Genomic DNA, 21,568 nt, shown 5'->3' with positions numbered 1-21,568 from the left:
CCTCGCCTCAGGCGGCGAGTGTCAGGGCCAGAGCCGCGGCAGCCGGAAGGGCCTGGACGTAGAGGATGCGGCGGCTGACGGTCAGGGCGCCGTAGAGACCCGCGGCCACGACGCAGCACAGGAAGAAGATCCGTGCCTGGGGGCCGGTCGGCTCCTGTGCGACGAGACCCCACGCCAGCCCTGCGGCCAGGAAGCCGTTGTAGAGGCCCTGGTTGGCCGCGAGCGGGGCCGATTGCTCGGCGAACTCGGCCGTGGTGCCGAAGACGGCCCGGCCGCGGGGTGTGCGCCACAGGAACATCTCCAGTATCAGAAAGCCGAGGTGGAGAGCGGCGACGAGGGCGGTGAGCGCGAGAGCGGCGCTGTGCACGAAGTCCTCCCGGGACGTGGTGAGTTGGATTTCACAACCAACTGGCCCGTGGACCCTAGCACGAGGGTTTGGTTTTCCAACCGTGTGCCTGGTTGGATGACCGCATGGCGAGGAGAGAGGTGAACCCGCGGGAGTGCTCGCTGGCTTCGGCGCTGAACGTCGTCGGCGAGAAGTGGTCGCTGCTGGCACTGCGCGAGGTGTTCTACGGCGTGCACCGCTTCGACGGCATCGTCCGCAACACGGGTGCGCCACGCGACGTGCTGGCCACCCGGCTGCGCACGCTCGTCGAGGGCGGCGTCCTGAGGAGGGTGCGGTACTCCGAGCGTCCGCCGCGCGACGAATACCACCTCACCCGGGCCGGCCGGGAGCTCGCGCCGGCGATGCTCGGCCTCATGCGCTGGGGCATGCGGTGGGTGCCCGGTGCTCCGGCGGGTCCGACGGTCTTCACCCACGGCTGCGGCGGGCAGCTGGACGCCGGGATCGTGTGCACATCCTGCGGGGAGAGCGGGAGCCGGTGACGCGGCACTGCCGGAGACCGGTGGATCAGAGGGGACTTGAGCGCGGCCGGCAAGCTGCTCATCCCGCCAGCGCTGAGCTCCCGCTCCGGGCCGACGTCCGCCCGCGGGCTGACGCCCGGCAACCGGATCCGCCGCGTCAGAGCTGCCTCTTGCGTCAGAGCTGCATCTTGAAGCCCAGGTGGGACGCTTCGAAGCCGAGCCGTTCGTAGAAGCGGTGGGCTTCGATGCGCGTGGCGTCGGAGGTGAGCTGCACAATGGCGCAGCCCTGGCGGCGGGCCTCGTCGACGGCCCACTGGATCAGTCTGCTGCCGAGGCCGTCACCACGTACGTCCGCGCGGACGCGGACCCCCTCGATGAGGGCGCGGCTCGACCCCTTCCTGGACAGGCCGGGAATGACGGTGAGTTGGAGAGTGCCGACGGGATGGCCCTCGCGTTCCGCGACGACGAGGTGCTGGTGCGGGTCCGCCGCGATGCGGTCGAACGCCTCGCGGTAGACGGCGGGTTCGTCGGGACTCTCCCGCTGGGCGCCGAGGTGGTCGTCGGCAAGCATGGAGACGAGGGCCGGTACGTCGTCGGCCGTCGCGCGCCGCATGGTGATGGACGTCGACGCCGGTGACGGTGCCGCTGCCGGTGACGACGGCGGTGACGGCGTGGATGGGGTCCCGGTGCTCATGATCGCAGCTTACGCCCCGGTATTGGCCAGAGGTTGGACTCGGTCGGAAAGTGCGCAACCGGGCTTGTGTGCAACGTCTGCGGGCTCTGCGGTGTTGGGGCCGGTTTTCGTGGCGCTCTCGCCCGGGTCTCGCGGTGAACTCGCCCTGACCGCACGCTTCTTGCTTCCGGGGCGGTGCGACGCGGCACGTCGCTCCGTGCTCACCGCTGCCCGCCCCGCCAGGGCGTCACGTGGCAGGCCGGAGCGCCCGAACGGCCCGTACGAGGGGCGCCAGTTCGCTGCGTTCCTCCGCCGCGTCGAGGGCTTCGCGCAGAGCGGCGTCGTTGGTGGGCCGCGCTGCCTTGAGCAGGGCGTGGCCCGCCTCGGTGACGTCGGTGTAGATGCCGCGGCGGTCGTCGGGACAGAGGTAGCGGGTGAGCAGGCCTCGTTCCTCGAGCCGGTTGACGAGCCGGGTGGTGGCGCTCTGGCTGAGGACGACGGCGTCCGCGAGCTGGTTCATGCGGAAGTGGCCGCCCTCGCCGTCGTGTTGCTCGCTCAGGACGTCGAGGACGGAGAACTCCCGGACGCTCAACTCGTGTTCGGCCTGCAGTGCGCGCTCGATGCGGGCCTCGATGCGGCCGTGCAGTGCGGACAGTGCGCACCAGCCCTGGGCCAGGCCGGGGTCCGGTCGTGTCATGGCTCCTCTGCTTCCTCGTCGGGCGGGTGTGCGGACGGCAGGGGCAGCGGCTTGCCGTTCCGGGTTGCCCCGGATCCCCTCGCGCCTGGTCCGTCTCCTCGCGCCTCCTCGGTCTCCGGTCGTCCAGGGTAGTCCACTCGTGAAATATCCCGCGCTTGCAAATAACAAGCGTACGCAATTATTGTCTACGCCGGTTAACGACGTACGCACGCAACAGTGAAGGGCTCACCATGCCGCTCGCTCTACTCGCGCTGGCCCTCGGCGCCTTCGGAATCGGGACCACCGAGTTCGTGATCATGGGGTTGCTCCCCGAGGTCGCGGACGAGTTCGGGGTCTCCGTCCCCACGGCCGGCTACCTGACCACCGGCTACGCCCTAGGAGTCGTCGTCGGCGCCCCGCTGCTCGCCGTGCTCGGCGCGCGCGTCCCGCGCAAGCGGATGCTGATGCTGCTGATGGGGCTCTTCGTCGTCGGCAACGTGGTCTCGGCCGCGGCTCCCGCCTTCGGAGTGATGCTCGCCGGCCGGGTCATCGCGTCGCTCGCCCACGGCACCTTCTTCGGCATCGGGTCGATCGTCGCCGCGGGGCTGGTGGCGCCGCAGCGCAAGGCGGCTGCCATCTCGATGATGTTCACCGGACTGACGGTCGCCAACGTGGTGGGCGTACCGGCGGGCACGATGCTGGGCCAGGAGCTGGGCTGGCGCGTCACGTTCGCCGCGGTCGCCGGGCTGGGGGTGCTCGGACTGCTGGGCATCGCGGCGCTCGTACCCGCGGGGCCGGCAGGCGGCCCGGAGGCGCCGGCGGGGCGCAGGGGCGGCTCCCGCGTGCGCGGTGAGCTGGCCGCCTTCCGGAACGTGCAGGTGCTGCTGGCGATGGGGATGACGGTGCTCGGCTTCGGCGGCGTCTTCGCCGCCATCACCTACGTCGCGCCGATGATGACCGGTGCCGCCGGCTACGCGAGTTCGTCCGTCACGTGGCTTCTGGTGCTGTTCGGACTCGGCATGGTGGCGGGCAACCTCGTCGGGGGACGGCTGGCGGACCGCGCGTTGATGCCGCTGCTCTTCACCGCGCTGACGGCGCTTGCGGTGGTCCTGGCGCTGTTCGCCTTCACCGCCTACGACAAGGCGGCCGCGGCCGTGACGCTCCCGCTGGTCGGGGCTTTCGGCTTCGCGACCGTGCCGCCGCTGCAGAAGAGGGTGCTCGACCAGACCGCGGACGCGCCCACCCTGGCCTCCGCCGTCAACATCGGCGCCTTCAACCTGGGCAACGCCCTCGCGGCGTGGCTCGGCGGACTCGTCCTCGACGCCGGTGCCGGTCTCACCTCGCCGAACTGGGTGGGGGCGCTGCTCGCCGCGTCGGCCCTGGCGCTGGCCGTGCTGTCGGCGCTGCTCGAACGCCGTGCCGCCGCCCAGGACCCTGCGGTGGCCGCTTCACCGCGGGTGGTGGCGGGAGCAACACCGCCCCGTGCCCGCGTCGTTCAGCCGAGCGCGACGGAGTAGGGCGCGAAGCGGCGGGAGACGTCGCCCGGAGGGCGGGAGCCCGAGCCGCGGACCATGAGGGTGCACAGCGGGCCGCCGTCCAGGCCGTGGCGGCGGGCCCATCTCTCCAGGTCCTCGTGGCGGGCCTCGATGTCGAGGCGGACGATTCCGGCGGTGTGTTCGCACAGGTCGCGGACGAGGGCCCGGGCGGTCCTCGTGCCGAGTGCGACGACGGGCCCGAGCACGGTGCCACCGGGGCCGTTCGGCCAGGCGGCCGCGAAACCGCAAAGAGAGCCGTCGTCCGCGTCCGCGACGACGAAGCGGTCCGCGAACCGGGGGAGCCGGTCCAGCAGCGGTCCGCGGTCGGCGCCGAAGGCGCGGGCGTCGAGTGCCCGCACCGCGGCCAGATCCGATGCCCTCGCGGGACGTACCTCGCAGCGGCCTCGGCCGGTTCGCGGGTTCGCACTACGATCTGCGGTATGGCCTCTTCGCTCTCCCGGTCGTCAGGGTGTCCGCCCAGGCTTCATCTCTTCGATCTCGACGGGACGTTGATCCACGGTTCTTCGGCGGCGGTGGAGATTTCACATCAGCTCGGCCTCGACGCGGAGATTCGCGAGCTCGAACTGGCCTTTGCGGCAGGGGGAATGACGCCGCCGGATTTCGCCGGCCGCGCCTGCGCGCTGTGGTCGGAACTGACGGAGGATCACATAACCGCGGCTTTCATGGGAGCCCCGTGGCTTTCGGGAATTCGCGAAGTGTGGGCGGAGATCCGGGAGCGTGGCGAGCGCTCCGCCGTGATATCGCTCTCGCCGGATTTCTTCGTCAGCAGACTGCTTCACCGGGCTCCGCCCTCGCGTCCCCCGGAGCTTCCGCATGCTCCGAGTACTTCACCGGGTGATCCGGCCGGCGCCCTCCGCACCGGTGCGAGGGCCAGTAGTACGGACGACGGGGGCGCCCCCGGCGGAGGCGTGGACGCCACGTACGGCTCCCGCTGGCCCGCCGTCCCCTTCCGCCGGCAACCGGATCCGGCCGGGATTCTGTCAGCGGAGGCGAAGGTACGGATAGCGGACGAACTCTGCGCGGAATTCGGTGTACCGAGAAACGAATGCGTGGCGTACGGCGACTCCATGTCGGACGCGGCGCTGTTCGCCGCGGTGCCGGTGTCGGTGGCGGTGAATGCCGACAGCCACGTCAGAGACCTCGCCACGGCCGAGTACGTGGGAAAAGATCTTCGTGAGGCCTACGGACTTGTCCGCAAGAGTCGGTAGTTCCCCGCGAGTGGTGCACGTCACGTAATTCGCCCCCTGCGCGGATGGGACTTGTGTGGCGAAGTGATAACGGTATGGTCGACTCCGCATCGCGCGCGGCACGGCAGAGATTCCGCAGTCGGTGTCAGGGGGCGGCACCACCAGAACGCGTTCCGAAAGCGTGCTGAGCAGATTCTTCGTACGAGTTCGAGGCGAGGCAGACCATGACGACCACATCGGCCGGAAACGGTCCGTCCGCGGGGGACGGCAGAAGCGACGACGACAGCGGCTGGGGCTGGTTCACCCGCTCACGGCCTGCCACGGAAGCCGCGGCGTCCCGGGAGAAAGACCAGCAGGATCAGCAGGACGAGCAGAGGCAGCGGACGCAGCAGAGGCCGGAGCAGAACAGGCAGCCCGGTGGGCAGAACGAGCAGCGCGGACACACCCAGCGCCCGGAGGACGACGGAGCGGGCTGGACCGTCCGGCCGCTGAGCCCTGTCGTCGACGGCACCGGAGCCGGCCGGGCGCGCTGGGCCGAGACGCCCGAAGAGGCCGCGACGCCGGTGCCGGCGCCGGCGGACCCGTATTCCGGCACCGGCCCGGCCCGCTCCGACGAGGAGGAGCGGGGAGCGCCGGCACCCGGCGCCTGGTACGGCGGCGGCCCGGAGGCGCCGCGCGAACATCCGACACCGGCCCAGTACGGCGGCAACGGGACCGCCGCCCCGCCGGCCGGCCCCCGGCCCCAATCCCGGCCCCAGCCCCAATCCCAGTCCCAGCCCCAGTCCCCGCCCCCGGGGCCCGGCCGGACGCCGCCCGCCTCCCGCCCGCAGGACGAGAGACAGCCGCAGCCCCGAAGCGCCCCGTACCAAGCCGCTCCGGCGCCGCAGCCCGCGCAGGCGGCCGGGCCGGAGGACGCCGAGCTGATACGCAGGACGCTCGAAGAGGTCGAACCCCGGGCCGACGCGGCCACCGCGTACTTCTACGCGCTGCTCTTCGTCCAGCAGCCCCAACTTCGCGACCTCTTCCCGGCCTCGATGGACTCCCAGCGCGACCGCCTCTTCAGGGCGCTGCTCACCGCCGTGCGGCTGGCCGACGAAGCGGACGCGCTGTCCGAATACCTGTCGGGCCTGGGCCGCGGCCACCGCAAGTACGGAACGCTCCCCGAGCACTATCCCGCTGTGGGCGAATGCCTGCTGGGCGCCCTCGCCCAGTACGCGCCCAAGAGCTGGAGCCCGGAGACCGAGCAGGCCTGGGTCCGCGCCTACACGACGATCTCGCAGGTCATGATCGATGCCGCCGCCGAAGACGCGCAGCGCGCACCGGCCTGGTGGAACGCCGAGGTCGTCTCGCACGAGCTGCGCACGTCGGAGATCGCCGTGATCACTCTCCGGCCCGACCAGCCGTACTCGTTCCTCGCGGGCCAGTACACCAGCGTCGAGACGCCCTGGTGGCCGCGCGTCTGGCGGCACTACTCCTTCGCGTCCTCGCCGCGCTCCGACGGCCTGCTCACCTTCCATGTGAAGGCCGTCCCCACGGGGTGGGTCTCCAGCGCGCTCGTGAACCGGGCCCGCCCCGGCGATGTGCTGCGCCTGGGCCCGCCGACCGGAAACATGACCGTGGACCACGGCACCGACAGCGGGATGCTCTGCGTCGGCGGCGGCACAGGGATAGCCCCCATCAGGGCACTGGTGGAGGATGTCGCGCAGCACGGCCGTTCACGACCCGTCGAGGTCTTCTACGGCGCGCGCAGCGACCACGATCTCTACGACCTGGACACGATGATGCGGCTGGAGCGCGAGCACCGCTGGCTCTCCGTGCGTCCCGTGGTCGCCACCCCGCCGGGGTCGGCGTTCGCGAACGCGCTCCCGGGTCAACTCCCGGACGCCGTGCGGCAGCACGGGCCGTGGTCCGCGTACGACGGCTACCTCTCGGGCCCGCCCGGCCTGATCCGCAGCGGTGTTGATGCGCTGGTGGCCTCGGGTGTCCCCGCCGAACGGATACGGCACGACTCGCTGGCGGAGCTGATCCTCAGCGGGGAGCGGACGTCCGGATGAGCCCGTACGGACCGGGTCCCGGCGGGCCGTGCGCGGGAGGCGGACCCGCAGCTCGGCGCCGTCTGCGGCATGAGCGAGGCTCCCGGGCGTAACGGGAAGGGCGGCGCCGGGCGCACTGGAAAGAGAAGGCGGGCGGGAGCAGGAACGCGAGCGACAGCAGGAACGCGAGCGACAGCAGGAAAGAGGAAGGGGAAGGGGTCAGCGGCGTGGCTGAGGCGGAGGAGCCACGTCCGTGGGTCGGGCAGGACTCACGGACGCGGCACGAGCACGAACACGACAGGGCGACACCCGAGGGACGACGGCACCGGCCGGGCAGTGACGGGGAGCGGCTGCTTCAGCGCCGGCTCGGCACGTCCGACCGCGCGGAGCGCTTCTACAACGAGCAGGTCCTCGACCATCTCAACGACCGGATGCGGGAGTTCGTGGAGCGTCAGGAGATGTTCTTCCTGGCCACCGCGGACGCCTCCGGAGAGTGCGACAGCAGCTTCCGCGCCGGTCCGGCCGGCTTCCTCCAGGTGCTGGGCGAACGAACCCTGGCCTACCCGGAGTACCGCGGCAACGGCGTGAACGCCAGCCTCGGCAACATCCAGGAGAACCCGCACCTGGGCATCATGCTGATCGACTTCACCCGGGCGGGCATCGGCCTGCACATCAACGGCCGGGCCGCCATCTTCGAGGACGCCGAACTGCGCGCCTCGTATCCGCACCTGGCCGAGGACCCCGTGCCGGGGAGGCGGGCACAGCTGTGGGTGCGGGTCGAGGTCGAAGAGGCCTACATCCACTGCGCGAAGCACATACCGCAGATGCAGAAGGCGCCGCGGCGCACCGCCCGCGACTGGGGCACGGACGACTACAAGCGCAAGGGCGGCGACTTCTTCGGCACGGCGCGCGACGCGCGCGAGCGGGTCGCGGTGGATGAGTCCGGGGCGCGTGAGCATGCCCGGCGCGAGGAGGCCCCGTCGCCGGTGCGGCAGGAACCCCCGTCGCCTGTGCGGCAGGATGCCGGGGAGGGGGCCGGGCCGTCACTCTTCGTCCCGTCCTCCCCTTCGTCCTCTTCGTCCTCGTCGTCCCCTTCGGGGCCGGCGTCCTCGCCGCCGCCTTCCGCCTCCCCCTCGGCGTCGTCGTCCTTCCCGTCCCCGCACGGCGAACTGCCGGGACACGCACGGGAAGAGGGCCGCGCGGACGCGGTCTCCCCTTCCGCCTCGCGCGCGGCCGGCGACGTGCTGGAGGTCGACTCCTTTCCCCGGGACGCCGGAGTGACGGAGCAGCGCTTCTCCTTCATGGCCGGCAGCGTTCCGGAGCAGCGGCGCTCCCCGGCCCTGGAGTCGCCCGACGTGGCGGCGCCCGAGGCGGCGGCGCCTTCGCCGGCCTCGTCGCCCTCACCGGCCGCCGCGGCCTCCGCCGAATCCCGCGAGCAGACCGGAGCGACGGCGATGGACGGGGCCTCCGGAGCGCTCGCCGCCCGTGCCGCGCAGTCCGCGGGCTCCCCTGTGAGCGGTTCCGACCCCGACGCGTGGCGTCAGGAGGCTGAGCGTGCGCTGGCGGAGGCGCAGCGACGCGGCGTGAGAGGAACCGGCCCGTTCGAGGGCTGGTTCGGCTGAGGGGAGCGGCGGCAACGCGGTCTTCCCGGGCGCGCGCCCCCGGCGGCTCATCCCATGTCGGGGGCGAGGAGCGCCAGTACGCCTTCGATGTTCTTGTCGAGGTATGCGCTCAGCGCGGGAGGCACGACGTCGACGGACGCGACGCCCTCCCGCGTGAAGGGCACCCGCACGAACTCGTACAGGCCGCACGGCTCGTCCACTTCGGGGCCGTGCCTGCGTGAGAGGTCCATCGACTCGAGGCGGCAGACGAAGAAGTGCTGCACCTTCACGCCCTCCTCGCCGTCCTCGGTGGTGTGGGGGACCGTGTCGACGAAGGCGGGGACCACGTCCGTGACTTTCGCCCCGAGCTCCTCGTCGACCTCGCGGTGCAGCGCGTCGATCACGGTGCCGTCCACGCCCGGCTCCACGCCGCCGCCAGGGGTGATCCAGTACGGTTCGCGGCCGGGCTTGGTGCGTTTGATCAGGACGAGGCGGGGTGTGCCGGTGCCGTCCGAGTCGAGGAGGAGGGCGCGGGCGGTGCGCTTGACCACGGGACGTTCATGGGTCATGGAAGACGTCTGGCCCGCGGCGTGCCGTGTCAAACCCTGTTCGCTCGCGGCGGGTGCACGGACATCCGTACCTGCGATCCCCGTCGAGCCGTCGTCCCGGGAACGTGCACAGGGCATGGCGAATATCTCCACAGTGGTATATCGATAATGGCCTCTCTGTCACTGGACATTGACGCAGAGTCAACTAATCTGGAATGGACGGTTCTTCGCGCGTTGAGCCGCCACGGAGCGGTTCGAGGCATGAGGGGGGAGCCTCGAACCGCTTCGCCCTGTAAGGGGGTTCGGCCGTCGAGCCCTGTGTGCCGGCTCCGGTCCGTACACGCGCGGTGCCGCCCACCCCATGCGTTCGGCTCCTCTACGTCCCGGCCCCGCGCAGCGGGACGAACGGCGCTGCCCCCGGTTCGGCCCCGCGAAAACGGGGCCGAACCGGGGGCAGGCTGCTGCCGGTTGGTGCCACTTGGGCTTCTCCGCCACGGGCGCCGAGGAGGGTCCTGTCGAGGAGCGCCGGCAGGAGAGGAAAGGGCTCGGCGAGGAAGACGTCAGCCAGTCAACAGGTCATGGCGGACAGCGGAAACGAAGGTGCTGAACGCGCGCGCCGGCATCATGAGCGCGGGACCATTCGGGCACTTGCTGTCACGCAAGGGCACGACGCCCGTCAGTTCGTCCGCCGCCACCTCCACGCAGTCGCCGCCCTCCTGGTTGCTGTGACTGGACTTGTGCCAGACGGCGGCGCTGAGATCGGGATGGCCTGCGGGAGTCATGGTCGATTTCCTCCATTGCGGCTCTGATCAGCTCTGCGGACGTTCTCGGGGGTAGTGCAAGTGCCCTGACGCGCTCGTAGGTCACGGCGTAGGTTTCGACGTCCTCCGGCTCTTCGACCAACTGCCCGGACTCCGCGCCTTCGGTGTACGCCACTTTCGATCTGTCCGGGAGGGTGAGCATCGTGAGCGAACCTCCGAGGGTCGCGTGCTCCCCGCTGCTGAACGGTAACACCTGCACGGTTACCTGCTGCCCGGCCACCGTTTCGAGGAGTCGCGCCAGCTGCGCGCGCGTGGCAGCGGGACCACCGATGCTGCGCCGCAGGACCGACTCGTCCAGCACCACCCACAGATCCAGTCCGTCGGGGCCGTCCAGCTGGCCGTGACGATTCATTCGCGCCGCCAGCCGCTCCTCAAGTTGCTCTGAAGTCTGCGACGTTCGGCCGACGTCCAGGAGCGCTCGCGCATAGCCGGTGGTCTGCAGCAGGCCGGGAACGACATGCGCAGCGTACTGATGCATCGTGGTCGCTCGCGCGGACAGATCCATGAAGCGCCGTGACCAGTCCGGAGATGACTCGCGGTTCAGGTGTGGCCATAGATCCACGAACAAGTGGTCGGCGCCGAGTTGTTTGTCCAACAAGCGTGCCAACTCCGCTGTGGGCTTGTGCCCCGTTGCGCGCTCAACCTGTGCGATGCGCGCGCCCACGACGTGAACGGTCCGTCCCAATTCGGCCTGCGTCAGCCCCGCACCCACACGCAGACGGCGCAGACGCGTCCCGAACACCGCTGCGATCGATGACGCGGGGTCAAGGTCGTTGGCCATGAGTTCACATCCCTCTTTACGGATCGGGCCGTAAAGCCGTTGGGTCTTCTGACCATACGCGCCGAGAGCGATTCTTGATGTACTCAGAGTAAAGACAGTCAAAACCGTTGACAGGCGAGGGGCATTCGGTATGGCAGCAAACCCTGCAGAAGGCCCGGCAGACATGGACTGCGACGAAGACCTGCTATCCGCCGACGAACTGAACAGGCGAGCAGAGGCGCTGATGGCGCGGATCGACAAGCACCTCGAGCTACGAAGGCGACTGTCCTCTGGCACCTCAGCGGTGACTCCCCTCGGTCCTCGCCGCTCTCCCGGGCGGTGAAGCGAGACGTGAGCGGTCAACTGAGCCTTGTCCTGCGGTTGGTACACCCGGCGGTCCGGACGATCTCCGGGGCCTGCCCCATGCCGGCTGCCGCCCAGAGCCTCTCTCCGACCGATCACCTGCCCGAGCAGGGCGCATGGCTCTTCGCGTGCTGCGGTGGAGGAGGCTAAAGATCTGGCACCGCGAGGTGGTCGGCGGTGCCGCCATGCCATTCGATGAGGAAGAGCGTCGCGTCGTCGCTGGTGACCCCGCCGCGCTCCCGCATGAGGGATTGGGAGAGTTCCCGTGCCATCTGTGACACGCCGCCGCTGATCGGACCGACGTGCTCAATGGCGTTGATCATGCGTGCCTCGCCGAACTGTTCCCCGCCCAACCGGTGTTCCTCGGTGAGGCCGTCGGTGTAGAACATCACCCGGTCGTCCTGGGACAGTTGGACGTTGGTGACCTGCGGAACGGCGCCACCGAAGCCGACCGGCAAGGTGGTCGGGCTCTCCAGTCTTTGGATGACTCGGTGCCCTCGGACGAGGAGCGGTGCCGGGTGGCCGGCGTTGACCCATTGCAGTTGACCGGTCTCGACATCGAGGCGCAGCATCTGCGCGGTCACGAACTGGTCCGGTCCGAACTGCTTGTCGATGGCTCTGTCCATGAAGGAATAGAGTTCGGCGAGCCCGATCTCCGCGCGTCTGGCGTGCCGGTAGGCGCCGATGGCGACGGTGGCCAGGACAGCGGCGTTCAGCCCGTGGCCCATGGCGTCGATAATGGCCAGGTGCAGGATGTTGTCGTTGAGGGCGTAATCGAGGCTGTCCCCGGCAATCTCGTGAGCCGGTTCCAGGACGCCGGCCAGGGAGACCTGAGGGGTGTTCATCGACAGTGGCGGCAGCAGCGACCACTGGATCTCAGCGGCCACGGTCATCGGTCGTCCGCGCCGCCGGACCTTGAAGAACTGGTCCGTGTACTTGCTCTTGGTGACCACCATGTCCGCGACGAGGCCGGCGAGCCTCCGCAGCAGCCGCCGGTCATCGTCATCGACGGTGTCCAGCGTGACGAGCATGACGCCCACCTCGTCACTGCCGTCCAGCAGCGGCAGATACATCCGGACGCCGTCCGCCCGCGGGTCTTCGATCACACGTTTGTGGAGAAAAGCCTCACCCGCGTGTGAACCCTCGATGGGTTGTGCCTCGCCGACGACAAGCCCAGGGCCCGGTAGCGGCGCCAGCATCTTCTGCTCGTAGTCCTGCAAGTAGATACAGACGTCCCGGCCACCGACAGTGGCGATCTCTTCGGCAACCAGTGGCGCCATGAGCCCGGGCGGCATCTTATGAGCCCGGTCCAGCAGCTGCCCGAGCAACCGCTCACCGAACCCCTCAGAAAGGTCCACCCCGACTCGGTCGGGCTCCGGCCCTTCACTCTGCTCCACGAGTCCGTTCCCCTCCGCCGCTTCCCGGCAACTGCCCGGGCACAACGAGAGCGGCAGGCCAAGGCAACTCGGCCAGACGGCTACTTCACGTCACTGAGCCGGCACCGGACCAGAGGGACAGGTCCGGTGCCGGCTCCTCGGCAACGCTCGGTCGATTACTCGGTGATCGGCAGGTAGACCCGGTTGCCCGCCTCGGCGAACTCGCGGGACTTGGCGAGCATGCCCTCCTGTACCTCCTCCTCGGTGAGCGCGTCCGACCCGTCGGGGCCGAACTTCTCCATCACCGCTTTACTGATCTTCATCGAGCAGAACTTCGGCCCGCACATAGAGCAGAAGTGAGCCGTCTTGGCGGGCTCCGCCGGCAGCGTCTCGTCGTGGAACGCGCGCGCGGTGTCCGGATCGAGGGCCAGGTTGAACTGGTCCTCCCAGCGGAACTCGAACCGGGCGTCGGAGAGCGCGTCGTCCCACTCCTGCGCCGCGGGATGCCCCTTGGCCACGTCGGCGGCATGAGCGGCGATCTTGTACGTGATGACGCCGGTCTTGACGTCGTCCCGGTCCGGCAGCCCCAGATGTTCCTTCGGGGTGACGTAGCAGAGCATCGCCGTGCCCCACCAGCCGATCATCGCGGCGCCGATGCCGCTGGTGATGTGGTCGTAGCCGGGTGCGATGTCGGTGGTGAGCGGGCCCAGGGTGTAAAAGGGCGCCTCGTCGCACACCCGCTGCTGGCGGTCGACGTTCTCCTTGATCTTGTGCATCGGGACGTGACCAGGACCCTCGATCATCGTCTGGACGTCGTGCTCCCTGGCGATGCGGTTGAGCTCGCCGAGGGTGTCCAGCTCGGCCATCTGCGCCTCGTCGTTGGCGTCCGAGACGGAGCCGGGCCGCAGGCCGTCCCCGAGGGAGAAGGTGACGTCGTAGCTGCGCAGGATGTCGCAGAGCTCCGCGAAGTGCGTGTACAGGAAGCTCTCTTCATGGTGCGCGAGGCACCAGGCCGCCATGATCGAGCCGCCGCGCGAGACGATGCCGGTCCTGCGGCGGGCCGTCAGCGGTACGTACCGCAGCAGCACGCCGGCGTGCACCGTCATGTAGTCGACGCCCTGCTCGCACTGCTCGACGACGGTGTCCTTGTAGACCTCCCAGCTGAGCTCCTCCGCCTTGCCGTCGACCTTCTCCAGCGCCTGGTAGAGCGGCACCGTGCCGATGGGGACGGGGGAGTTGCGCAGCACCCACTCGCGAGTGGTGTGGATGTTGCGTCCGGTGGAGAGATCCATGACGGTGTCGGCGCCCCAGCGGGTCGCCCACGTCATCTTCTCCACCTCCTCCTCGATGGACGAAGTCACCGCGGAGTTGCCGATGTTGGCGTTGACCTTCACCAGGAAGTTCTTGCCGATGATCATCGGTTCGGTCTCGGGGTGGTTGACGTTGGCGGGCAGTACGGCCCGGCCCGCCGCGATCTCGTCCCGTACGAACTCGGGCGAACAGCTCTCCCGGATCGCCACGTACTCCATCTCCGGGGTCACCACTCCGCGCTTGGCGTAGGCGAGTTGGGAGACGGACGCAGGGCCGTCCGGGCCCTCGCGCCCCCGGCGGGGCCTGCGGGGGCGGCCGGGGAAGACGGCGTCGAGCCCGTCGAGTCCGCCGGTGCCGTCGCCGCCGCCGTTCCCCCGGTTCCGGCCGAGGGCGCCGCCGCGTGGCGTGGTGTGTTTGATTCCGTCGTCCTCGGGCCGCAGTTCACGGCCCGCGTACTCCTCCGTGTCGTCGCGTTCGATGATCCAGGTCTGGCGCAGCGGTGACAGCCCGCGGCGCACGTCGGTTTCGATGGCGGGATCGGTGTACGGCCCGGATGTGTCGTAAAGCGTCACATCCCGGTCGTTGGTGAGGTGCACACGGCGGACCGGGACCCGCAGGTCCGTGCGTGATCCGCTCAGATACCCCTTGTGCCAGCCGAGTTCACGAGGCGCGTCCTCGGCCGCGGGCGTACGTGCATCCTGCATGGTCATGGGACCAACTCCCTACGCCGGCATTACCCGGTACCAGGTTCGGCGGTCGACGCAGCCGCTTCCGTCGTCCGTTGATCCGGTCGAACGGAGGTCAGCGCCCTCTCAGCCCCGTGCTCGGAGCTCCCGCGATTGCAAAGGCACTCCCACGCTAGCCGTATGACGGTGGTGATGAACAGAGCGCCCTTCGACGGAGGCTTTGCAATGATCGGGGCGTGACTCCTACTCCGCGGTCCGGGACGGACCGGCACGCAGCAGGCTCCCCCGAACCCGCTCCGGTTCCGGAACAGGAGCGGGACGAAGAACGCCGCGCCGCGCTCGCGCACCAACGCCGACAGGGGCGTGCGCACGAGCACGGGCACTCCCACGCGCACGCCCACGGCCCCCCGGCTCCCGTGTCCCGGCATCTGCGCAAGGTCATCGCGGCGGTTCTGATCCCCTTCGCCGTGGCCGTCGTCGCGGGGCTCGTCCTGCTGTGGCCCGGCGGGCTGCCCGAGAAGGGCGGGCCCAGCGGCGTCGGATTCGACCGGCCCACCCTCCCCGCACGTGTCACGGCGGTGCAGGTCGTCGACTGCGAGGACGTGAACGCGCAGCCCTCCGGCGGGCAGCAGCAGCCCGGCCAGACCCCCGGCCAGTCCGCGGGCGCCGGCGGCCAGGGCGGCACCGGGAAGCCCGGCGGCGCGTGCCGCAAGGCGACCGTCGAGGTCACCGCAGGAAAGGACAAGGGCTCCACGTTCACGGAGGTCGTCACCCCCGACGCCACCCGCACCTACTCCGCCGGACAGGACGTCGTCGTCGCCTACGCGGCGAAGGCGCCGAAGGAACTGCGCTACAGCGTCATCGACGTCGACCGCAAGCTGCCGATGGTGATCCTCGCGGGCGTCTTCGCGCTCTTCGTCGTCCTGGTGGGACGGCTGCGCGGCGTGCGGGCGCTGGTGGGTCTCGGGCTGAGCTTCGCGGTGCTGAGCCTGTTCATCCTGCCCGCGATACTCCAGGGTTCGAATCCGCTGGTGGTGGCCGTCGTCGGGGGAAGCGCGATCATGCTGGCGACGCTGTATCTGTGCCACGGTCTGTCCGCCCGTACGTCCGTGGCCGTGCTCGGAACGCTGATCTCCCTGCTGCTGATCGGCGTGCTCGGTTCGCTGTTCATCGGCTGGGCCCACCTGACGGGCAACACCGACGACCAGACCGGCCTGGTGCACGGACTCTTCCCCGGCATCGGCATCCAGGGCCTGCTGCTGGCGGGTGTGCTGATCGGCTCGCTCGGCGTGCTCGACGACGTGACGGTCACGCAGACCTCGGCGGTGTGGGAGCTGAAGGAGGCCGATCCGGGCGCCGGCTGGCGGAAGCTGTACGGCGCGGCGATGCGCATCGGGCGCGACCACATCGCCTCGGTGGTCAACACTCTGGTGCTGGCCTACGCGGGCGCCGCGCTGCCCCTGATGCTGCTGTTCTCCATAGCCCGCAGCGGCGTGACGGCTGTGGCGACGAGCGAGGTCGTGGCGGAGGAGATCGTCCGCACGCTCGTCGGCTCGATCGGGCTGGTGGCCTCGGTGCCGGTGACGACACTGCTGGCAGCCCTGGTCGTCTCCTCCGGCCGGGGGCGGGCGGTGGCGGCCGGCGCCCCGGGAGGCGCGGCCGCACGGACGGGAACGTCCGTGGCCGCCGACGGGCCTGCGCCCGCGTACCCGCGGGGGCGCACGGACCCCGAGGTCACCACTCGTCGCGGCGGGAAGAGGAGGAAGCCGAAGTGAAGTGCCGCACCAGGTAGATGAGGCCACCGACGAGGGCGGCGAAGATCAGCACCTTGAAGAGGAGACCGATCAGGAAGCCGACGACGCTGGCGATCAGACCGCCGAAGACGACGACGGCGATGACCGGGATCGCGACCCACTTCACCCACCAGGGCAGGCTTCTCAAGATCCCCTTGGCGTCCATGCATGGCTCCTGTCGGCCGGGCCGGTCCCGCTCGTGGCGGACCGGCGCGTTACGGGCTGCTGCGCGGCGGCACCGTCGGCCACCGCTCCACGTCGATCGCGTGCGTTCGGTCGCTGCTCGTTCGATCGCGGCACTTTCGATGCTAGAGCGCCGGAGGCCGAGCCGGGAGTGCCGCGGACCCCGGCCCTCCCCTGATCCTTCCCCCACCGCGACCCTGAGCGGTGCGGGCGGGAGGGGCGGCCCGAAGGGTCAGCTCTCCGGCGGCGCGAAGACGACCATCACCCGCAGGTCCTCGGTGATGTGGTGGAACTTGTGCGGCACCCCTGCCGGCACGTAGACGATGCTGCCCCGCGCGACGGCGGTGGTCTCGTTCCCCACCGTGATCGCTCCGCGGCCGCTGACGACGAAGTACACCTCGTCCTGCTTGTGCGGCGTCTGCGGATCGCTGGTGCCCCGGTCCAGGGCGTAGAGCCCGACGGACATGTGGCGCTCCCGCAGGAACTGGAGGTATGCGCCCTCGTGAACGAGGCGCTGAGCCTCCAGCTCCTCCAGCCGGAACTCCTTCATCTCCCCGTCCACCCCTTGTCGATCGTCCTCGCGCCCGCGCGCCGCCGGTCCCGCCCATCGCCTCGCGGATACCTCGCGGGCCCGTGTGCGACCCGGATATCCGCCTCTGCAACGATCACACTATGACGAATTTCCTCATCAAGACGGTCGCGAACGCGGGTGCGCTCGCGATCGCGACGTGGCTCGTGTCCGGCATCGAACTCACCGGCGCCGACACCGCTTCGAAGGCGCTGACGCTGATAGTCGTGGCGTTGATCTTCGGTGTCGTGAACTTCGTGGTCAAGCCGCTGCTGAAGTTCGTGTCCCTGCCGCTTCTGGTCCTGACCCTCGGCCTGTTCACGCTGGTCATCAACGCGCTGATGCTGATGCTCACCTCTTGGGTGTCGGCCCGGCTCCACGTGAGTTTCCACGTCGACGGATTCGGAACGGCGTTCCTGGGCGGCCTGATCATCTCGATCGTGGCGTGGGCCCTGCACATGGTTCTCCCCGACCGGGACCGATAGACCGGCCCGGCGCGCGAGGATGGAGAGCGAGCACGAGAGCCCGGTAACCGGGCCGGCCCCGCGCCCGGCACTACAGCGAACACGGAGAGCGCATGGACACCTTCCGCGTCTGTTTCGTCTGCACCGGCAACATCTGCCGCTCCCCCATGGCCGAGGCGGTCCTCCGCGCTCATGTGACGGAGGCGGGCCTGGAGGACCGGATCACCGTGAGCAGCGCCGGCACGGGCGGATGGCACGTCGGTGAGCCGGCCGATCCGCGCACCACCGGGACGCTGGAGGCCGCCGGGTACGAACTGGCCCACCGTGCAAGGCAGTTCGAGCCGGGCTGGTTCGAGGAGCACGACCTTGTCGTCGCGCTGGACGAGGGGCACGAGCGCGAACTGCGCGCCATGGCCCCCACCCCGGACGACGTCGCGAAGGTGCGCCTGCTGCGCAGCTACGACCCGACCGCCTCGGTGGGGGTCCCCTCGGGCCCGCCAGGGCCGAGGGTGGGGAGTGACCGCTTCGGCTTCGACGTGCCCGACCCGTACTACGGCGGGGCGGATGGCTTCGACGAAGTGCTGCGTCTCATCGAGGCGGCTGTGCCCGGCGTGCTCGCCGAGGCGGCCGCGGCCGCGAAGGAACGGCTCGCGGGTGCCGCCGGCGGTCACCACGGGGAAGAGGCTTCCTGATGCCCGCGCTCGCCGACCGAGTGGCGCAGCTGACCGGTGCCGACGAGGCCACACGGGCGTTCCCCGTGGAGGGCGGGGACATCTGCGACGCCTGGAGCATCATGCTGCGGGGCGGACGTCACGGAATGCACCGCAAGGTGTTCGCGAAGACCCTCTCCGACAGCCCGCCCGGCTTCTTCGCCGCGGAGGCCGCCGGGCTCACCCTCCTCGCCGTAACGGGCACCGTGGCCGTGCCGGACGTCCTCGCCGTCGAGGACGACCTGCTCGTACTGGAATGGCTGGAGCCCGGGGAGCCCACTCCCGAGCAGGCCCACAGCCTCGGCCGCGACCTGGCCGCACTGCATCGGACCAGTGCGCTCTCCTACGGAACCCCCGGCCGCAGCGCCTACATCGGGTCGCTGCCGCTGCCGTCTCCCTCCGCGGCCGTCACCGATGCCGCCGAGTGGCCGGCCTTCCACGCCGAGTACCGGCTTCTGCCGTTCCTGCGCCAGGCGGTCGACCGCGGCGGCATCGAACCCGCCGACGCCCGTGACGTGGAGAGACTGTGCGAGCGGATCGACCGGATCGCCGGACCGCCGCAGCCTCCGGCGCTCATCCACGGCGACCTGTGGTCCGGCAACGTGCACTGGACCACGGCCGCAGCACCCGGCGCCCTCCCCGCCACCGGCGGCGGTCCTCGCGCCCGCCTCATCGACCCGGCCGCGCAGGGCGGGCATCCGGAGACGGACCTGGCCTTCCTCGAACTGTTCGGCTGCCCGCAGCTCTCCCGTATCCTCGCCGCGTACGAGGAGGTACGTCCCATCGAGGGCCGGGCCGAGCGGGTCCCTCTCCACCAGCTCCATCATCTGCTGGTGCACGCTGTCCTTTTCGGCCCGGGCTACGGCGCGAAGTGCGGGGAAGCCGCGCGCGCCGCGCTGGGCTGACGGAAGCGCACGCACACGGGCAGCGCACGCCCCACAGCCGGACGTCCGCAGGCAGCAGCGGACGCCTCCAGGGCGCACGTCTCCAGGCAGCAACGGACGCGCCCAGGCAGCAACGGACGCCCTCGGGCAACCGACGCCCCAGGAAACACACAGGCACCGGCCCAGCAGCCGCGCATCACGGGAGAGCACAACCATGACCAGTGACAGCGACGCCACCAAGGTCGTACGGGCCGGACTGCCGGAGGAGCAGCCGTACGAACCCCCGCTGCCCGGGCCCGTCTTCGCGGCCCACTACCACCTGCCGGGAGACATCGGCGACGCACCCTACGCGTACGGCCGGGACGCCAACCCCACCTGGACCGCCCTCGAACGAGCCATCGGCGAGCTGGAGGCGCCCGACGGCGGGCCGCACGCAGGCGGAACGGGCGTGCACACCGTCTCCTTCGCCTCCGGCATGGGCGCCGTCTCCGCCGTACTGCTCTCCCGCGCCCGCCCCGGCAGTGCCGTCGTACTGCCCGACGACGGCTACAACCTCCTCGTACCGATGCGGGAGCGTCTCAGCGCACTCGGCGTGGAGGTCCGCACCGCACCGACCGCCGGCGACGCCCAACTCGGCCTGCTCGAAGGGGCGTCGCTGCTGTGGATCGAATCGCCGTCCAACCCCGGCCTGGACGTGTGCGACATCCGGCGGCTGGCGGACGCCGCGCACGAACACGGCGCGCTGGTCGCCGTCGACAACACTCTCGCCACTCCGCTCGGCCAGCGCCCCCTCGAACTCGGCGCCGACTTCTCCGTGGCGAGCGGCACCAAGGCGCTCACCGGACACGGCGACGTGCTGCTCGGATACGTCAGCTGCCGCGACGCCGAACTCGCCGGCTCCGTACGGCAGTGGCGCAAGCTGGTCGGAGCGATTCCCGGGCCGATGGAGGCCTGGCTCGCGCACCGCTCACTGGCGACGCTCGACCTGCGCACCCACCGGCAGGCGGCCGGTGCCCTCGCCGTCGCACGCGCACTGCTCGACCGCCCGGAAGTCACCGGCGTGCGGCACCCCGGGCTGCCGGACGACCCCGCGCACGGGACGGCTGTGCGGCAGATGCGGCGCTTCGGCTGCGTCGTCTCGTTCACGCTGCCCGGCAAGGAGCACGCGGAACGGTTCCTGGGGGCGCTGCGCCTCGTCGACGAGGCGACCAGCTTCGGCGGCGTGCGCTCCACGGCCGAGCGGCGCGGACGGTGGGGCGGGGACGCCGTGCCGGAGGGCTTCGTGCGGATGTCGGTCGGTGTGGAGGACCCGGACGACCTGACGGCGGACGTGCTCCGCGCCCTGGACGTGGCCGCAGCCGAACGTCCCCTGTGATGTCCAGGGAGGTTGTCCCGCCCCTGCGCAGGGCGCTGCGCTGGTCCGTCCGGCGCAGGGTGGGTGCCTACTCCGGTTTGTGGTCGGGGCCGCCGTAGTCCGGGCTGGAGTAGTCCGGGCTCGAGTAGCGCGGGCGGAGACTCTCCTTGCCGTCCGACGGACTGCGGCTGGAGAAGTCGGGGCCCGAGTAGCCGAGCCGCGGGGTGCGCTCCTCGCTGCGTGCCGCATCCGTCGCGGACGCAGACGAGGAACCGGGGCCGCGGTCCGCACGCCCCCGGCCGTCGTCGCCGGTGCGGGCTCCGGTCGGCTCCCCGCCCGGCTGAGCTGCCAGAACGTCGGCGAGGAAGGGCACTATCCCGCGTTCCAGCAGCGCTTCGCGCCAGACCGAGCGGGCCGCAGAGACCTCCCCGGCCAGCCGGGTCTCGCCGTCCGTACCGTCGGCCGTGTCCGCGGCCACGTCTGCGGCCCCGCCCCTGAGGGCGCCCGCCCCGTGCCGCCTGGCCGTGAGCCACAGCTCGGTCATCGCCACGACGATCCCGGCGGCGGCCAGCACGGCGAAGACCCAGCCCGCGTCGCGCATCGGCGACGCGATGGACGGCTCCGGCGAGAGCACCCGCAGCAGATTTCCCAGCAGCAGGAAGATGACCGCTGCCGATCCCGCCAGCAGCGGAACCAGCACGGAGATCACGGCGAGCAGGCCTGCGCCCGCCGTCTCGCCGACTCCCGCGTTCACGCCGGCCAGGCTCAAGCCGCCTCCGGCGCCCGGCTGTTCGGCGTCGTCGGCTCTCTCGTCACCGTCCGGTCGCCGGCCCGAGGACGACGGACCGGACGCCGAGGCGGACGTGGAGCCGGACGCCGAGGTGCCGGATGCGTCGACTGCGGGTCTACGCAGCCGAGTTCGCAGAGCCACGTACCGCTCGTACTCCTCAGCGGCGTCCGCGGCGATCGCGCTCGCTGAGCTGAGAGCCATGACGCGCAGCTGCTGCGCGCTGATCTGCTCGCCCACCGCAGCCAGGACAGGACGGCGGCCTGCGTCACGCAGAGCCTCGTCAACGGCCCGTTCGAAATCGGGCCGGTCTTCGGGCAGCAGGTGCGGAGCGGTGTTCATGTGCATCCCCCGATGCTCCGTAGGGCCT

General features: G+C 70.6%; 21 protein-coding genes and 1 pseudogene. 10 read left to right on the top strand and 12 right to left on the bottom strand.

From position 1 onward, the window contains the following. Positions 1 to 7: 7 nt before the first annotated feature. On the bottom strand, positions 8 to 367 hold the full coding sequence (locus tag EV375_RS18365; protein WP_130300388.1) for a DUF1304 domain-containing protein: 360 nt from the start codon (positions 365 to 367) through the stop codon (positions 8 to 10). Positions 368 to 471: 104 nt separating this feature from the next. On the opposite strand from EV375_RS18365, the gene EV375_RS18360 reads away from it, so the two are divergent. After that, positions 472 to 885 (top strand): winged helix-turn-helix transcriptional regulator, encoded by a 414-nt coding sequence (locus EV375_RS18360; RefSeq protein WP_130300387.1) that lies wholly within the window; start codon positions 472 to 474, stop codon positions 883 to 885. 154 nt (positions 886 to 1,039) lie between these two features. Here EV375_RS18360 and EV375_RS18355 read toward each other — a convergent pair whose 3' ends face one another. Further along, the gene (locus EV375_RS18355; protein WP_486588752.1) at positions 1,040 to 1,477 is read right to left on the bottom strand and encodes a GNAT family N-acetyltransferase; all 438 of its coding nucleotides are present in this window, start codon (positions 1,475 to 1,477) and stop codon (positions 1,040 to 1,042) included. Between the two features lie 307 nt (positions 1,478 to 1,784). Continuing rightward, entirely contained in the window at positions 1,785 to 2,234 is a 450-nt protein-coding gene (locus tag EV375_RS18350; protein WP_130300385.1) for a MarR family transcriptional regulator, read from the bottom strand. A gap of 230 nt (positions 2,235 to 2,464) precedes the next feature. Here EV375_RS18350 and EV375_RS18345 point away from each other — a divergent pair, with 230 nt between their 5' ends. Continuing rightward, positions 2,465 to 3,730: an MFS transporter gene (locus tag EV375_RS18345; protein ID WP_130300384.1), complete on the top strand. Its 1,266-nt coding sequence runs from the start codon at positions 2,465 to 2,467 to the stop codon at positions 3,728 to 3,730. On the opposite strand, the gene EV375_RS18340 is transcribed toward EV375_RS18345, so the two are convergent. Continuing rightward, the gene (locus tag EV375_RS18340; RefSeq protein ID WP_130300383.1) at positions 3,709 to 4,107 is read right to left on the bottom strand and encodes a GNAT family N-acetyltransferase; all 399 of its coding nucleotides are present in this window, start codon (positions 4,105 to 4,107) and stop codon (positions 3,709 to 3,711) included. The genes EV375_RS18345 and EV375_RS18340 overlap by 22 nt on opposite strands. 81 nt (positions 4,108 to 4,188) lie before the next feature. Here EV375_RS18340 and EV375_RS18335 point away from each other — a divergent pair, with 81 nt between their 5' ends. From EV375_RS18335 to EV375_RS29770, 3 genes and pseudogenes are all read left to right on the top strand, one after another. Continuing rightward, entirely contained in the window at positions 4,189 to 4,977 is a 789-nt protein-coding gene (locus tag EV375_RS18335; protein WP_130300382.1) for an HAD hydrolase family protein, read from the top strand. Positions 4,978 to 5,180: 203 nt separating this feature from the next. Then, positions 5,181 to 7,010 carry a globin domain-containing protein gene (locus EV375_RS18330; protein ID WP_130300381.1) on the top strand — a complete coding sequence of 610 codons (1,830 nt, stop codon included), beginning with the start codon at positions 5,181 to 5,183 and terminating at the stop codon, positions 7,008 to 7,010. 329 nt (positions 7,011 to 7,339) lie between these two features. After that, positions 7,340 to 7,915 (top strand): annotated as a pseudogene (locus tag EV375_RS29770) (pyridoxamine 5'-phosphate oxidase family protein); the annotation flags it as partial. 743 nt (positions 7,916 to 8,658) lie between these two features. Here the strand turns inward: EV375_RS29770 and EV375_RS18320 are convergent. The 5 genes from EV375_RS18320 to thiC all read right to left on the bottom strand — a co-directional run bounded on the left by EV375_RS18320 (position 8,659) and on the right by thiC (position 14,479). Next, on the bottom strand, positions 8,659 to 9,159 hold the full coding sequence (locus tag EV375_RS18320) for an NUDIX hydrolase (protein ID WP_130300379.1): 501 nt from the start codon (positions 9,157 to 9,159) through the stop codon (positions 8,659 to 8,661). Positions 9,160 to 9,698: 539 nt separating this feature from the next. After that, complete coding sequence (locus tag EV375_RS29765; RefSeq protein WP_486588751.1) at positions 9,699 to 9,833, bottom strand: DUF397 domain-containing protein; 135 nt, start codon at positions 9,831 to 9,833, stop codon at positions 9,699 to 9,701. Then, positions 9,793 to 10,740 (bottom strand): helix-turn-helix domain-containing protein, encoded by a 948-nt coding sequence (locus EV375_RS18310; protein ID WP_486588565.1) that lies wholly within the window; start codon positions 10,738 to 10,740, stop codon positions 9,793 to 9,795. Before EV375_RS18310 ends, EV375_RS29765 begins: the two co-directional genes overlap by 41 nt. A 488-nt stretch (positions 10,741 to 11,228) precedes the next feature. Next, positions 11,229 to 12,479: a PP2C family protein-serine/threonine phosphatase gene (locus EV375_RS18305; protein WP_486588564.1), complete on the bottom strand. Its 1,251-nt coding sequence runs from the start codon at positions 12,477 to 12,479 to the stop codon at positions 11,229 to 11,231. Positions 12,480 to 12,634: 155 nt separating this feature from the next. Next, positions 12,635 to 14,479 (bottom strand): phosphomethylpyrimidine synthase ThiC, encoded by a 1,845-nt coding sequence (gene thiC / locus EV375_RS18300; RefSeq protein ID WP_130300377.1) that lies wholly within the window; start codon positions 14,477 to 14,479, stop codon positions 12,635 to 12,637. A 212-nt stretch (positions 14,480 to 14,691) separates the two neighbouring features. Here thiC and EV375_RS18295 point away from each other — a divergent pair, with 212 nt between their 5' ends. Continuing rightward, positions 14,692 to 16,230, top strand: coding sequence for a YibE/F family protein (locus EV375_RS18295; RefSeq protein ID WP_130300376.1), 1,539 nt, complete (start codon positions 14,692 to 14,694; stop codon positions 16,228 to 16,230). Here EV375_RS18295 and EV375_RS18290 read toward each other — a convergent pair. Next, positions 16,190 to 16,414: a DUF5326 family protein gene (locus tag EV375_RS18290; protein ID WP_055484669.1), complete on the bottom strand. Its 225-nt coding sequence runs from the start codon at positions 16,412 to 16,414 to the stop codon at positions 16,190 to 16,192. The two genes, EV375_RS18295 and EV375_RS18290, sit on opposite strands and share 41 nt — an antisense overlap. A gap of 249 nt (positions 16,415 to 16,663) precedes the next feature. After that, a complete protein-coding gene (locus tag EV375_RS18285) occupies positions 16,664 to 16,981 on the bottom strand; it encodes a cupin domain-containing protein (protein WP_055484911.1) in 318 nt (105 codons plus the stop codon). 122 nt (positions 16,982 to 17,103) lie between these two features. On the opposite strand from EV375_RS18285, the gene EV375_RS18280 reads away from it, so the two are divergent. The 4 genes from EV375_RS18280 (at position 17,104) to EV375_RS18265 (ending at position 20,432) form a co-directional block, all read left to right on the top strand. Then, entirely contained in the window at positions 17,104 to 17,484 is a 381-nt protein-coding gene (locus EV375_RS18280; RefSeq protein ID WP_130300375.1) for a phage holin family protein, read from the top strand. A gap of 92 nt (positions 17,485 to 17,576) precedes the next feature. Continuing rightward, positions 17,577 to 18,155: a low molecular weight protein-tyrosine-phosphatase gene (locus EV375_RS18275; protein ID WP_130300374.1), complete on the top strand. Its 579-nt coding sequence runs from the start codon at positions 17,577 to 17,579 to the stop codon at positions 18,153 to 18,155. Next, positions 18,155 to 19,078 carry a fructosamine kinase family protein gene (locus tag EV375_RS18270; RefSeq protein ID WP_130300373.1) on the top strand — a complete coding sequence of 308 codons (924 nt, stop codon included), beginning with the start codon at positions 18,155 to 18,157 and terminating at the stop codon, positions 19,076 to 19,078. The genes EV375_RS18275 and EV375_RS18270 overlap by 1 nt, the downstream gene beginning before the upstream one ends. A gap of 193 nt (positions 19,079 to 19,271) precedes the next feature. Then, positions 19,272 to 20,432, top strand: coding sequence for a cystathionine gamma-lyase (locus tag EV375_RS18265; protein ID WP_130300372.1), 1,161 nt, complete (start codon positions 19,272 to 19,274; stop codon positions 20,430 to 20,432). A gap of 67 nt (positions 20,433 to 20,499) precedes the next feature. On the opposite strand, the gene EV375_RS18260 is transcribed toward EV375_RS18265, so the two are convergent. Next, the gene (locus tag EV375_RS18260; protein WP_207228167.1) at positions 20,500 to 21,546 is read right to left on the bottom strand and encodes a hypothetical protein; all 1,047 of its coding nucleotides are present in this window, start codon (positions 21,544 to 21,546) and stop codon (positions 20,500 to 20,502) included. Between the last annotated feature and the right edge of the window lie 22 nt (positions 21,547 to 21,568).

Source organism: Streptomyces sp. CNZ301 (assembly GCF_004217425.1).
Note: the sequence above shows the minus strand (reverse complement) of the source record. Positions and strands in the feature narration are given on the sequence as shown.

Excerpts from the sequence above, each read along its gene's own strand:
- EV375_RS18360 (WP_130300387.1), top strand. The coding sequence starts at position 472 with ATGGCGAGGAGAGAGGTGAACCCGCGGGAGTGCTCGCTGGCTTCGGCG.
- EV375_RS18310 (WP_486588565.1), bottom strand. The coding sequence starts at position 10,740 with ATGGCCAACGACCTTGACCCCGCGTCATCGATCGCAGCGGTGTTCGGG.
- EV375_RS18355 (WP_486588752.1), bottom strand. The coding sequence starts at position 1,477 with ATGCGGCGCGCGACGGCCGACGACGTACCGGCCCTCGTCTCCATGCTT.
- EV375_RS18275 (WP_130300374.1), top strand. The coding sequence starts at position 17,577 with ATGGACACCTTCCGCGTCTGTTTCGTCTGCACCGGCAACATCTGCCGC.
- EV375_RS18330 (WP_130300381.1), top strand. The coding sequence starts at position 5,181 with ATGACGACCACATCGGCCGGAAACGGTCCGTCCGCGGGGGACGGCAGA.
- EV375_RS18345 (WP_130300384.1), top strand. The coding sequence starts at position 2,465 with ATGCCGCTCGCTCTACTCGCGCTGGCCCTCGGCGCCTTCGGAATCGGG.
- EV375_RS18260 (WP_207228167.1), bottom strand. The coding sequence starts at position 21,546 with ATGCACATGAACACCGCTCCGCACCTGCTGCCCGAAGACCGGCCCGAT.
- EV375_RS18290 (WP_055484669.1), bottom strand. The coding sequence starts at position 16,414 with ATGGACGCCAAGGGGATCTTGAGAAGCCTGCCCTGGTGGGTGAAGTGG.
- EV375_RS18335 (WP_130300382.1), top strand. The coding sequence starts at position 4,189 with ATGGCCTCTTCGCTCTCCCGGTCGTCAGGGTGTCCGCCCAGGCTTCAT.
- thiC (WP_130300377.1), bottom strand. The coding sequence starts at position 14,479 with ATGACCATGCAGGATGCACGTACGCCCGCGGCCGAGGACGCGCCTCGT.
- EV375_RS18320 (WP_130300379.1), bottom strand. The coding sequence starts at position 9,159 with ATGACCCATGAACGTCCCGTGGTCAAGCGCACCGCCCGCGCCCTCCTC.
- EV375_RS18285 (WP_055484911.1), bottom strand. The coding sequence starts at position 16,981 with ATGAAGGAGTTCCGGCTGGAGGAGCTGGAGGCTCAGCGCCTCGTTCAC.
- EV375_RS18270 (WP_130300373.1), top strand. The coding sequence starts at position 18,155 with ATGCCCGCGCTCGCCGACCGAGTGGCGCAGCTGACCGGTGCCGACGAG.
- EV375_RS18265 (WP_130300372.1), top strand. The coding sequence starts at position 19,272 with ATGACCAGTGACAGCGACGCCACCAAGGTCGTACGGGCCGGACTGCCG.
- EV375_RS18350 (WP_130300385.1), bottom strand. The coding sequence starts at position 2,234 with ATGACACGACCGGACCCCGGCCTGGCCCAGGGCTGGTGCGCACTGTCC.
- EV375_RS18280 (WP_130300375.1), top strand. The coding sequence starts at position 17,104 with ATGACGAATTTCCTCATCAAGACGGTCGCGAACGCGGGTGCGCTCGCG.